Source organism: Bacillus sp. NPDC057893, from assembly GCF_042796455.1.
Classification (GTDB): domain Bacteria; phylum Bacillota; class Bacilli; order Bacillales; family Bacillaceae_G; genus Bacillus_A.
The window spans coordinates 125,039-137,613 of the sequence record NZ_JBHVNG010000007.1; the positions used below are offsets into that span (position 1 = coordinate 125,039).

A 12,575-nucleotide genomic window follows, 5' to 3' on the forward strand; every position below is an offset into this window, starting at 1 on the left:
CAAATAACTTTTTTCTCAAGTTTTGTAGAATTTTGAGGAACAAATATTGAAAAAAAACCTTTCCGTTGGGAAAGGGTTTTTTTATAAATTAATTTGTTCAACTGTTTTAGCTTCTTGCCCTAGAGTATCCGGCTTCCAAGCATACTGAATATCCAATACTACAGCTGCAATTGCCATCACCACAAATGTTCCTGCAATTAACTTTTTCATACTATCCCTCCTCTTTATTCTTCTAATAAAGTAATCGCTAATTTATAATAGCGATTACTTTCTTTAAAATCTGAGCATTCTTCTAAGTATTCAGCTAGTTCTAAGTATACTTTCTTTAAATCTTTTATATTTTCCTCTGTTTTAAAGAAAGGAACTACTTCTGTTTCTAGAAATTTTTTATAGAGGTCTCTTTCTTCAAAATATTTATATCTTAAATTTAACAATAAATATAACATCCCTTTGTATCTATCATCTTTCCTTGCAGCAAGGATACCTTTTTCAATCCATTCAGCCGCTTCCTCAAGTTCTCCTAATTGAATACACTGTAACGAGAGCTCATACATGGCATCAATATAATTCATATCCTCTTCTTTTTTATATTTTAAGCATTCTATATAATACTCTTTCGCCTTGGCATAATTTTTTTGTCGGTAGTACAGATAACCAATATTATTTAAAGCAATAGAAAGAATATTATCTTTATCAGCAAAAGAAGTTGCTTCTCTTATGATATGATTATAGATTTCCATAGCTTCATTATATTGTTTTTTTCTAGTATAACTAAACGCAATTAAAAACTTACAATTAATTATATTTCTAAATTTATATTCACTTTTAAAACCTTCTAATGCCACATTAGCAAAGTATAATGTCATATGGTCTATTTCCATCTGACTATATGTCAATGCTAAATTATAATATATTCCTGTTTCATAATATCCTAACTCTTTCGCCATCGATTCCGTCTTTAACAAATATTCTAATGCCTGCGTATATTTGTACTGCACGGAATATAATAATGCCTTACTATACGTATATAACATCTTCTGAAAAGGCGAGTATTTCTTATACACTTTCTTCAATCCGTCCAATTCTTCTTCAACAGCAGGGAGATCCCGCTTCATCATTAAATAACGTGTATACAGCAGTTTATAATAATTTATAATTTCAAAATCCAAAACATGCTTCATTTCACCTTGCAACTCTTCGTATATGCGCTCTACTTGTTGCTTGTCCAAATGAACTAGTGCGTTCAACCACTCGTCCAACTTCACCTTCACATCTTCTTCTACATCTCTCAAATCCGTCACAGCAATTTCTAGTCTTGCGCAGAGCAATTGTAGAATTTCTTCTGATGCTTCGATCTTTCCGTTTTCGATCTTACTTAAGTATGAGACAGAACAAATGCCCTGACATAATTCTTCTTGTGTCATTTTTTGCTGTAGCCGTTTATAAAAAACTTGCTTGCCTATTTTTTCTAATGTTTGTTGCATTGTCCTCCTCCATTCTCATTACCCCCATTACTCTAATAATACATAAAATCTGGAGAAATATAAATTGATAAATGTAAATTTTCTAAAAAATATGCATTATTTCATTTTTTTCTCTCTTGACTTCACTTCCATATTACTTCTTTGCTACGAAGGGTGGAAAATTGGTATACTATAACCAATTTACGGAGGTGTTTTCGCAATGAATCATTATAAAGACGATAGTTACGCCTTACATACAGATTTATATCAAATCAACATGGCTTATACATATTGGAAAGATGGTATTCATAATCGCCGTTCTGTTTTTGATTTATACTTTCGAAAGCTTCCATTCGAAAACGGTTATGCAGTATTTGCTGGTCTTGAGAAAATTGTAGAGTACATAGAAAATTTCAGGTTTACCGAAAGCGATATCGCTTATTTAGCAGAGCTGCAATTTGAAGAAGACTTCCTTCATTATTTACAAAATATGAAATTCACTGGAACGGTTCGTGGTATGCAGGAAGGTGAAGTTGTTTTTAATAACGAGCCTTTATTACGTGTTGATGCACCGCTTGGCGAGGCACAAATAATTGAAACTGCTCTCTTAAATATTGTAAATTACCAAACATTAATTGCTACAAAAGCCGCACGTATGAAGCACGCTGCAAATAATGATGAACTTTTAGAGTTTGGTACAAGGCGTGCTCATGAGTTTGATGCTGCTCTTTGGGGAACACGCGCTGCTTTCATTGGCGGTTTCTCTTCTACAAGTAACGTTCGGGCAGGGAAACGCTTTGGCATCCCTGTAGCCGGCACACATGCCCACTCTTTCGTTCAAGCATATCGTGATGAATATGTTGCATTTAAAAAATATGCTGAAACACATAAAAAATGTGTATTTCTCGTCGATACATACGACACTTTAAAATCTGGTGTTCCAAATGCGATTCGTGTTGCAAAAGAGTTTGGAGATCGCATCGATTTTTACGGTATTCGCCTTGATAGTGGAGATATGGCGTATTTATCAAAAGAAGCAAGAAAACAACTTGATGAATCTGGATTTACAAACACAAAAATTATCGCTTCTAGCGATTTAGATGAATATACGATTATGCATTTGAAATCTCAAGGAGCAAAAATTGATGTATGGGGTGTCGGTACAAAACTAATCACATCTTTTGAGCAACCAGCATTAGGCGCTGTCTACAAACTAGTTGCCATTGAAGATGCCGATGGCAACTTAAATGATACGATTAAAATTTCATCCAATCCTGAAAAAATTACAACCCCAGGACTTAAACGAATTTATCGTATTATTAACCGTGTTAACGATCATGCAGAAGGCGATTATATTGCTTTAGAGTCAGAAGAACCCGGAAAAGAAGAACGTTTAAAAATGTTCCATCCTGTTCATACATATATAAGTAAATTCGTAACAAACTTCGAAGCACGCGAACTGCATCAAGATATTTTCGTTAACGGTAAAAGAACGTATGAATTACCTAACATATTAGATATTCAAAAGTATAACGAACACAGCCTCTCACTATTTTGGGAAGAATATATGCGAACTTTAAATCCTGAAGAGTACCCTGTCGATTTAAGCCAGGAGTGCTGGGATCATAAAATGAATTATATTCAAACTGTTCGCGAACAAGTTGAAAAAAATATACAAAAATAAACAGAGAAGTTTCCTCCTTCTCTGTTTTTTTCAATATTATGTTACCAACAGTCACCCTCAATAACACGGTAAAATAATAAAAATAAGAGAGGGCGTAATCGCGCCCTCTCTTATTTTTATTAATCTTTCACTCTCAGTACACGCATTGCATTTAAAACTGCAAGTAGTGTCACACCAACATCTGAGAAGACCGCTTCCCACATTGTTGCAATACCAAAGGCGCCGAGTAATAACACTAACCCTTTTACCCCTAATGCAAATATAATATTTTGCCAGACAATACTACGTGTACGTTTTGCAATTTTTACTGCTGTCGCAATTTTTGAAGGCTCATCAGTCATAATAACGATATCAGCAGCTTCAATTGCTGCATCTGACCCTAAACCACCCATCGCAATACCAACGTCTGCTCGCGCTAATACTGGTGTATCATTAATACCATCACCGACGAATGCAATCTTTTCTTTACCGCGTTTTGCTGCATCAATTTTTTCGATTTCTTCTACTTTTTGGTGTGGTAATAATTCGGCATGAACTTCATCTAAACCTAATTCTTTACCAACAGCTTCACCAACTGATTTTGCATCACCAGTTAACATGACTGTCTTCTTAATACCTAGTTCTTTTAACGTTTGAATCGCTTGTTTTGAATCCTCTTTTACCTCATCAGAGATAACAATATAACCTGCATATTTACCATCTACAGCAACGTGAACTAATGTACCTACTGTATTTGGTTGCTTAAATGTAATGTTTTCTTTTCTCATTAATTTAGCATTACCTGCGAAAACTTCTTTTCCTTGTACTTTTACAACCGTACCATGACCAGAAATTTCACTATAGTCTTCAATAGCATTTTCATCGATTGATTTTCCATATGCTTTTCGAATAGATTGTGCAATCGGATGATTTGAATATACTTCTGCAAATGCCGCATATTCTAATAGTTCTTCAGCTGTAGTACCTTCACTAGGATCCATCTTCGTAACTTTAAAGACACCTTTTGTTAATGTTCCTGTTTTATCAAAAACGATATATTTCACATCATTCAATGCTTCTAAATAGTTACTTCCTTTTACTAAAATACCACTTTTAGATGCCCCACCAATACCGCCAAAGAATCCAAGAGGAATCGATACAACGAGCGCACATGGACAAGAGATTACTAAGAACACTAAAGCTCTATAAATCCAATCGGAGAATGTAGCACCTTCTAAAATAAGTGGTGGAATAAATGCCATTATTGCTGCTGTTATAACTACAACAGGAGTGTAATAACGTGCAAACTTCGTAATAAAGTTTTCTGTTGGCGCTTTTTTGCTACTTGCATTTTGTACTAAGTCTAAAATTTTCGATACAGTCGATTCACCGAACTCTTTTGTAACTTCAACAGTTAATACACCATTTTGGTTTACAAAACCACTTAATACGTCATTACCAACTTCTACTTCTCGCGGTACAGACTCACCTGTTAACGCTGAAGTATCCATCATTGATGTTCCCTCAACTACTTTCCCGTCTAACGGTACTTTTTCACCTGGTTTTACGATAATATACTCACCTATTTGCACATCTTCTGGTGATACTTGTTTCGTTTCGTTTCCAACTTTCACATTCGCATAGTCAGGACGAATATCCATTAATGACGTAATTGATTTTCGAGAACGATTTACTGCAATACTTTGGAACAGTTCCCCTACTTGATAAAATAGCATAACTGCTACCGCTTCTGGATATTGTTGAATCGCGAAAGCTCCTAAAGTTGCGATTGCCATTAAAAAGTTTTCATCGAATACTTGGCCGCGAGTTATGTTTCTTACCGCTCTCCAAACGATATCCCCACCTATTAATAAATACGCAAGGACGAATAATGGAATTGTTATCATTTGCGGTAATCCGGCTAATGCAGCAATTCCTGTCAAAATTCCACCGACTACTAATCGTCCTATCATCTTTTTCACATTTCCATCACCATGATCATGACCGTGGTCGTGTCCTTTTTCCTCTTCACGAACAACTTTTACATCTGGCTCTAACTTTTGAACAACATTTTTTATATTTTGCACAGTCGATTCAAGTTCTCTTTTATTCGCAACTTCTACTCGTAATTTCTTTGATACGAAATCAACAGTCGCTTCTGAAACTGTTGGCATTTCCTTTACCTTATTTTCAATCTTCATTGCACAATTTGCACAATCTAAGCCTTCTAATACAAATACTTCTTTTATTGATTTTGTTTTTTGTTCTTCTTGCACTTTAATATGCGGCTCTAATTTTGTAACAAGTTGCTTCGCTTCCGTAACAACTTGATTTTCTTTATTTTGCGGTGTTTCTAAAAGCATCGTTTTTGTTGCGAAGTTTACGGAACAAGACGTTACTCCCTCTATATTCCCAACACCTTTTTCAATTTTCATTGCACAATTTGCACAATCTAAACCTTCTAGCATAAGTTTCTTTTTCACTAATGCTTCAGCCATCGTTCTCCCTCCTCGCGTTTTTATTCTTCCTCGTTTACGTGTTCAAACGCTTGCTCGAAGATATGAATTACGTGTTGATCTTCTAATGAATAATAAACTACCTTTCCTTCTTTACGATTCTTTACAAGCTTTGCTTGCTTTAATACACGAAGCTGATGTGAGATTGAAGATTGTGTCATTCCTAATAAATAAGCTAAATCACAAACACACATTTCAGCTTCAAATAATGCATGCAATATTCTCGTACGTGTACGGTCACCTAATACTTTAAATAATTCTGCTACTTTACTTAAACTTTCATCAGTCGGAATTGTTTGTTTTACTTGATCCACGATTTCCTCGTGAATTACCGTTTGAGAACACGCTTCCTGTTGCGTTTCTACTTTATTTTCAGCCATCACAGCTCACCTCTTCATTTGAACATATGAACAACTATTCATATGTCTTATACCTTTATTATATGAGCGTCCATTCATATGTGTCAATAAATTCTCATACATTTTTTCGAACATTTCGTTCACATTTCAAAATACACCTATAAAGTGAAACTTTAATCAGCCCGCACCAATCGGGCGTTTACGGGCAGTTGATCTCCCACCTAACTTCTTTGCTCCAGCTGAATTTCGAGGTGGGAGTTTTACTGCCCTCAAATAGCGGGATAAATATTCTCAGCATCTATCATGATCTTCATACAAAAAAGATGCACGAAAGCTATCGTGCATCCTTTTCTTATTTATTAACTTTCACTGCATCCACAATTAACGAAGCGAATCCTAACTTTCCATCTTGATTTCTATGGTCAAAGCGCTTCGAGCGATAAATAAAACCTCCTTGCTCATTCCAATCATTATAATGAAATTCTCCATTTTCATCGCAATACTCTAGCAACTTTACTTGAAAACCCGCTGCTTCAAACATAGATACAATCGTTTTATAGTTATGTACAATTTTATGACTTGCAGCCGGATGATCTAACGGGCCAGGTCCTCCCACTTGCACACCACGCTGATATTCTTCATTAGGGAAACATGCATCCGGCACTGCACACCGAATATAACCATCATCTTGTAAAAACTCATAGCATATTTTAGCTGCTTCTATACCTTCTTCATACGATAAATGCTCCCATACGTGCTCAGCCAAAATTACTGATAAAGAATTAGTCTGAAATTTATTAATCCACGTTTCTCTTTTTAATAAATTTAATTGTTCTTCATTTGTATGTAACCAACCTGGGTTATTATTATATCCCTCTGCTCCAACGACAACTTTCGTCTCCATCTTTCCACCCCTTTTTCATATTCCAACATCAAAGTTCGACAAAGTAACATTGACCCCTTTATTTCCCCAAAAGAAAAAGCCTTACGCGCTCCCTAGACGCACAAGGCTTACTATCTTATATCCCTTTAATTAGCTTTTTCTAAACTATCTTGCGAACTTCCATCTTCTTTTAGATGACTGTGTTTTTTCGAATACACAAAGTATACAACTACTCCAATTGCCAACCAAATACCGAAGTATATCCATGTTTTTAACGGTAGATTTACCATTAAGAATAGACAGCATGCAACTGAAATAATCGGTAAGATTGGTACAAATGGTACCATAAATCCACGTTGTAATTTCGGATGCGTTTTACGAAGAATGATGACAGTTACACCAACCATCGCGAATGTTAATAACGCTCCAATATTCGCTAAATTTGACAATTCTTTTAAATCGATAAATCCAGCAATTACAGCACTACCAATTCCTGTTAACCAAACTGAAAATGTTGGTGCTTCTGTCTTCTTGTTAATTTTCGCAAAAGATTTTGGCAATAAACCATCACGGCTCATCGCGAAGAATACACGTGTCGTAGCGTAGATGTATGCGAAAATTACAGCCATAATACCAATTACAGCTCCAATAGCAATTACACCAGCCACTTTATCTTGTCCTACAACTTCTAGTACATAGGCCATCGCTTCAGGTACATCTAATTCCTTGTAAGAAACCATACCTGTCATAACGAGACAAACTACAACATAAATGATTGTACAAATGACTAATGAAGCAATAATACCAATCGGTAGATCACGTTGCGGATTTTTTACTTCTTCAGCAGAAGTTGCTAATGCATCAAATCCTAAGAAAGCGAAGAATACTGCTGCTCCTCCGGCAAAGACTCCACTTAAGCCGTACGGTGCAAATGGTATCCAGTTTTCTGGTTTCACGTAGAATACACCAACTGCAATGAATAAAACAACAATACCAATTTTAATTAATACCATTATGTTATTCACACGCTTACTTTCTTTTGTACCTCGTGATAATAACCAAGTTATCACCAACGTAATGATAACTGCGGGTAAGTTCACCATACCACCTTGCGATGGAATCGTTAACAATGCTTTAGGAATTTCAAGTCCCAATCCACTCACTAAATTATTGAAATAACCTGTCCATCCGCCAGCTACTGCGGCAGTCGTTACGACATATACGGATAGCAATGTCCATCCCATTAAATGGGCAACAAACTCACCAATTGTTGCATATGAATATGTGTACACACTACCTGAAACAGGAAGTGCAGATGCAACCTCTGCATAACATAAAGCTGCAAATCCACAAACAATTGCTGCAATCATGAATGAAAAAATAACTGCTGGACCAGCATCTCTTGCTGCTACTAATCCCGTTAATACTAGAACTCCTGTACCAATTATCGCACCAATCCCTAGCATTGTTAGGTCAAATGCCCCTAGCGTTTTCGTCAAAGTTTTACTTTTACTTTCCCCTAACAATTGCGTAACGGATTTCTTTTTAAATAGGTTGGCCACGATGAATGCCCCCTTTTACCAAGAAGAGCTAAGAGGTATTATCTCTTAGCTCTTATCATGTTGTTTTATATATTGTTCGATTTCGTTTTGTATAATGCTTCTATTAGCAAGATACTGTTTCTGCTTCTAATAATTCCTTAGCACCTTTGTACTCTACACCGTGAGCTTCTGCAACTGCTTCGAATGTTACATAGCCTTCTAATGTATTAATACCTTTTAATAATGCAGTGTTGCCTAGGCAAGCTTCTTTGTAGCCTTTGTTAGCAATTTGTACTGCATATGGTACTGTTACGTTTGTTAATGCAAGAGTTGATGTACGTGGAACCGCACCTGGCATGTTTGCAACTGCATAATGCACAACGCCGTGTTTTTCATAAGTTGGGTTATCATGAGTTGTAATACGGTCAGTTGTTTCGAAAATACCACCTTGGTCAATCGCGATATCTACAACAACAGAACCTGGTTCCATTGATTGAATCATTTCTTCTGTTACAAGTTTTGGCGCTTTTGCACCTGGGATTAATACTGCACCGATTACAAGATCAGATTCTTTTACAGCTTCTGCAATATTGTAAGGATTAGACATTAAAGTTTTTACTTGGTTTCCGAAAATGTCATCTAATTGACGAAGACGTTCTGCACTTAAGTCGATGATTGTTACATCCGCACCTAGTCCAACTGCAATTTTAGCAGCATTTGTACCAGCTTGTCCACCACCGATAATTGTTACTTTACCACGTTTAACTCCTGGAACACCTGCAAGTAAGATACCTTTACCGCCTTTGTTTTTCTCAAGGAATTGCGCACCGATTTGTGCAGCCATACGACCAGCTACTTCACTCATAGGTGCAAGTAATGGTAATGAACGGTTTTCTAATTGTACTGTTTCATATGCGATAGCAACAACTTTCTTCTCGATTAACGCTTTTGTTAATTCTGGTTCTGGAGCTAAGTGTAAGTATGTGAATAAGATTAAACCTTCACTGAAGTGTTTGTATTCGCTTTCAACTGGTTCCTTAACTTTCATAACCATTTCCATGTTCCAAGCTTCTTCAGCTGTATCAACAATTTTTGCTCCCGCTTCAACATACTGAGCATCTGTGAAACCAGATCCTACACCTGCATCCTTTTGAATGAATACTTCGTGATTGTTACGAATTAAATGTACAACACCTGCTGGTGTCATTGCCACACGGTTTTCGTTGTTTTTAATTTCTGCTGGTACCCCAATACGCATAATGAAATGCCCCCTTATAATTAACAGAAAAAAGGAATTCTTTTTTCTTTTTGTAATAATTAATAACTTATGTCCTTATTCTAGCATAACTTAAAAATTATGAAAACGCTAACATACCATTTTTTAAAAGTTTATATATTTAGAATAGTGTAAATATAAGAAACATTGATTCTATTGGGTTATTCGTACCATCGCATTATCTATCACTCTATTTACATTATATCCACTCAAAACGCATAGCAATTATTTATTATTTGACAATAATGTAACAATGCAAAAAACTAAGTAGTTACGTATACATATACACTTATTACTTTGTACAATACTTTAGAAATATATTCTTTTCATAAAAAAAACAGCTACTAGCATTTAACCAGCAGCTGGATAGATCATAAATAACTTTAAAAATAAATCTTCTGTCGTCTCAGTAATTTTATCAAACATATCACTTTCACGATCTTCTTGCTCTTTTAACATCTTAATTGTTTCACGTGCATCTTCAGGATAATCGGTAATGATACCATCTACGTTTAACTTATAATATCTCTTTAAACTTTCCATATCATTTACCGTCCATACGTAAATTGGCTTGTTTAACTTCCTTGCTTCTTTTACTAATTTCTTATTTAACATGTATTCTTCTGCTACATAAAAATCAGCCTTCACATTCTTTAAGTTAGCTCTACTCGCATACAGTATATATCCTACTTTTATATTTGGATTTGCACGTTTAAACTCTTTAATAAGCGGATAGTGTAACGTTTGAATGACACATTGCTTCTCAAATTCATTATCTTTAATCGCTTTTAATACTTTGTTTACGAAATCTTTTTCGCCACCATGAAGCTTCACTTCAATATTAAGTTTGATTTTTCCTTTTGCCAGCTTAATGATCTCATCAAGTGTACTTATTTGTCCTGAAAAACCATCTTGACTAAGGGTAAGCTGCCTTAACTCCTCCATCGTTAAATCTGACACATGAACATTAGCATTAGCAAGACGTTTTAGCTTCAAATCATGTATAACTGCTAGTTCACCGTCTTTTGTTTGCAGTACATCAATTTCAGCGTAGTCTGCTTTGGCATCAATAGCCCCCTGCACAGCTTCTTTCGTATTCTCTACACCTTTTGAAATATAACCACGATGAGCCATAATAATTGGTTCTTTATATGAATTTGAAATAAACGTTACAATGAAGGCAACGACCATTCCGGCAGTAATAATTCCTACAATATATACACCAATAAATTTCCAACGATGTTTTTGGAAGAAACATTTATCTGCTTTTGTTTTCGAATAATCTAATCCTTCTTCTAATAAAACATCTTCAACCGGAACCTTTTGTAAATACAATCGTGTTATTGCCATAATATAAAATGGCGTCACGATAAAACTAAATAAATACAATGTACTCGTTAAAAATACAGACATTGTTGATTCCGCTAATAATGCAAATGTTCCCTGTGGATTTGTAAATTCATACATGCCCCATAGACACAATAAATACATTCCAAAAAATACACCGTACACAATCCCTATTGAAATAAAAAATCCTACTAAAAAGAATAGTACTTTAAAAAAACTTTCTTTTACTAAAGCTGCACTTTTACGTGCTGCTGTGCGAAACGGCTTTTGCTCTAAAACGACAATAGGTAGAACAAAAATCCAGCGAAGGTTCAAATACGCGACTACAGCAAAGAACGTGTAATAACCAACTTGTCCCATCGTTGTCTTAAACAGTTCTCCTGTAATAAAGTTAGGAATTTGAATTTGCGGAATTAATGCCGTTTCATATCCAATATTTAAAAGAGGTAACAATACGACAGCATATAAAATAAATCCTGGTAAGCAATATGTGAAAAGAGTAGGTAAATACGTCACGGTTTTATATAAAATCGGACGTAATTTCACCTTTTGTCTTTTATGAGCGAAGTACGAAATGATAATAAGCACCGCAAATTCCGTAAAGATAAGAAACAGTGCTAACAATGATAAAATTACGATTGTCAAAATGCCGTATGGTGTCTTTAAAAAAGCTAATAATTCATCATTCGTCGCATTTGCATAACCGCCAAAATACAATAACTTATTAAAAATGATCCCAAATAGCGGGACAAATACAATCGCTGCTAATAATTTATAAGCAAGTTGAAAGGTTAATACATTCCAAAAAGCAAATCTAACTGTTTGAAAGGAATGTCCCATTACTCCTGGTATAGATAGTCTTTTACGGTGTTGCATATATTCCTCCACATTCTAAAACGATATTTGAGATGGATTCCATATTTCCATTTCCAACCCATCTTTTTAATAATAATAATATATTCCGCTTAACATGAACACTCTTATACATACAATGAAAAAGTGATGGCTACTTGCCATCACTTTTTCATTTACTCTATTTTTTTTCTAACCCTTGACCAAATGCTTTCAAGAAGCTAAAACCGAATGTAATTGCTCTATTGATATCTGGATCTTTTAACACTTTAAAGAAATCCATCACTTTTGTTTTTTTACCACTATTTAATTCCTCTGTTGCAAATTGCAATCCAGTGACTAAACTCGATGTGATTTGCTTTGTTACTTCTGGGTCAACTGAGGATAACGCTTCCCCCGCCCCCATCATATTGTTGAGTGCATTTTTAACTGGTTCACGATTCAATTGTTCAACAGCTATTTTGGAAACATCTTCTTTTGCAGCAAGTAAACTAATTGCTGCATCTAAAATTCCAGCTTTTTGCAACTGCGCTAATAGCTGCATCGTCTCTTCTACTGCTTCTCTATTTTCAGCTAGATTATTTAACAACTCATCTGTTACTTGCTGTTTTTTTTCTTCTTCTGTTACAATCTTCTTTTTAATTAAAGTAATCTCTTTTGCCATTATCTCCGCCC

General features: G+C 35.2%; 10 protein-coding genes. 1 reads left to right on the forward strand and 9 read right to left on the reverse strand.

Features of this window, described 5'->3' with window-relative positions; all coding sequences use genetic code 11:
• Positions 1-81: 81 nt before the first annotated feature.
• Both ACFVQC_RS24120 and ACFVQC_RS24125 read right to left on the reverse strand, forming a co-directional pair.
• The gene (locus ACFVQC_RS24120; protein ID WP_000733136.1) at positions 82-210 is read right to left on the reverse strand and encodes an NprX family peptide pheromone; all 129 of its coding nucleotides are present in this window, start codon (positions 208-210) and stop codon (positions 82-84) included.
• 14 nt (positions 211-224) lie between these two features.
• Positions 225-1,484, reverse strand: a complete 1,260-nt coding sequence (locus ACFVQC_RS24125; protein ID WP_377890164.1) for a tetratricopeptide repeat protein — start codon at positions 1,482-1,484, stop codon at positions 225-227.
• Positions 1,485-1,683: 199 nt separating this feature from the next.
• On the opposite strand from ACFVQC_RS24125, the gene ACFVQC_RS24130 reads away from it, so the two are divergent.
• Positions 1,684-3,147 carry a nicotinate phosphoribosyltransferase gene (locus ACFVQC_RS24130; RefSeq protein WP_002204501.1) on the forward strand — a complete coding sequence of 488 codons (1,464 nt, stop codon included), beginning with the start codon at positions 1,684-1,686 and terminating at the stop codon, positions 3,145-3,147.
• Between the two features lie 119 nt (positions 3,148-3,266).
• Here ACFVQC_RS24130 and ACFVQC_RS24135 read toward each other — a convergent pair whose 3' ends face one another.
• The 7 genes from ACFVQC_RS24135 to ACFVQC_RS24165 form a co-directional block, all read right to left on the reverse strand.
• Positions 3,267-5,624, reverse strand: coding sequence for a heavy metal translocating P-type ATPase (locus tag ACFVQC_RS24135; protein ID WP_377899446.1), 2,358 nt, complete (start codon positions 5,622-5,624; stop codon positions 3,267-3,269).
• A 20-nt stretch (positions 5,625-5,644) separates the two neighbouring features.
• Entirely contained in the window at positions 5,645-6,022 is a 378-nt protein-coding gene (locus ACFVQC_RS24140) for an ArsR/SmtB family transcription factor (protein WP_377890168.1), read from the reverse strand.
• Between the two features lie 331 nt (positions 6,023-6,353).
• Positions 6,354-6,905: a class I SAM-dependent methyltransferase gene (locus ACFVQC_RS24145; RefSeq protein WP_377899447.1), complete on the reverse strand. Its 552-nt coding sequence runs from the start codon at positions 6,903-6,905 to the stop codon at positions 6,354-6,356.
• A gap of 125 nt (positions 6,906-7,030) precedes the next feature.
• On the reverse strand, positions 7,031-8,446 hold the full coding sequence (locus ACFVQC_RS24150; RefSeq protein ID WP_377890172.1) for an amino acid permease: 1,416 nt from the start codon (positions 8,444-8,446) through the stop codon (positions 7,031-7,033).
• Between the two features lie 103 nt (positions 8,447-8,549).
• Complete coding sequence (ald, locus tag ACFVQC_RS24155; RefSeq protein ID WP_377899448.1) at positions 8,550-9,683, reverse strand: alanine dehydrogenase; 1,134 nt, start codon at positions 9,681-9,683, stop codon at positions 8,550-8,552.
• Positions 9,684-10,052: 369 nt separating this feature from the next.
• Positions 10,053-11,924, reverse strand: coding sequence for a glycerophosphoryl diester phosphodiesterase membrane domain-containing protein (locus tag ACFVQC_RS24160; protein ID WP_377899449.1), 1,872 nt, complete (start codon positions 11,922-11,924; stop codon positions 10,053-10,055).
• Between the two features lie 157 nt (positions 11,925-12,081).
• Positions 12,082-12,564: a helical membrane plugin domain-containing protein gene (locus ACFVQC_RS24165; protein ID WP_377890175.1), complete on the reverse strand. Its 483-nt coding sequence runs from the start codon at positions 12,562-12,564 to the stop codon at positions 12,082-12,084.
• Positions 12,565-12,575: the final 11 nt, after the last annotated feature.

Coding starts and splice junctions, on each gene's coding strand:
- ACFVQC_RS24120 (WP_000733136.1), bottom strand. CDS start 210: ATGAAAAAGTTAATTGCAGGAACATTTGTGGTGATGGCAATTGCAGCT.
- ACFVQC_RS24125 (WP_377890164.1), bottom strand. CDS start 1,484: ATGCAACAAACATTAGAAAAAATAGGCAAGCAAGTTTTTTATAAACGG.
- ACFVQC_RS24130 (WP_002204501.1), top strand. CDS start 1,684: ATGAATCATTATAAAGACGATAGTTACGCCTTACATACAGATTTATAT.
- ACFVQC_RS24135 (WP_377899446.1), bottom strand. CDS start 5,624: ATGGCTGAAGCATTAGTGAAAAAGAAACTTATGCTAGAAGGTTTAGAT.
- ACFVQC_RS24140 (WP_377890168.1), bottom strand. CDS start 6,022: ATGGCTGAAAATAAAGTAGAAACGCAACAGGAAGCGTGTTCTCAAACG.
- ACFVQC_RS24145 (WP_377899447.1), bottom strand. CDS start 6,905: ATGGAGACGAAAGTTGTCGTTGGAGCAGAGGGATATAATAATAACCCA.
- ald (WP_377899448.1), bottom strand. CDS start 9,683: ATGCGTATTGGGGTACCAGCAGAAATTAAAAACAACGAAAACCGTGTG.
- ACFVQC_RS24160 (WP_377899449.1), bottom strand. CDS start 11,924: ATGCAACACCGTAAAAGACTATCTATACCAGGAGTAATGGGACATTCC.
- ACFVQC_RS24165 (WP_377890175.1), bottom strand. CDS start 12,564: ATGGCAAAAGAGATTACTTTAATTAAAAAGAAGATTGTAACAGAAGAA.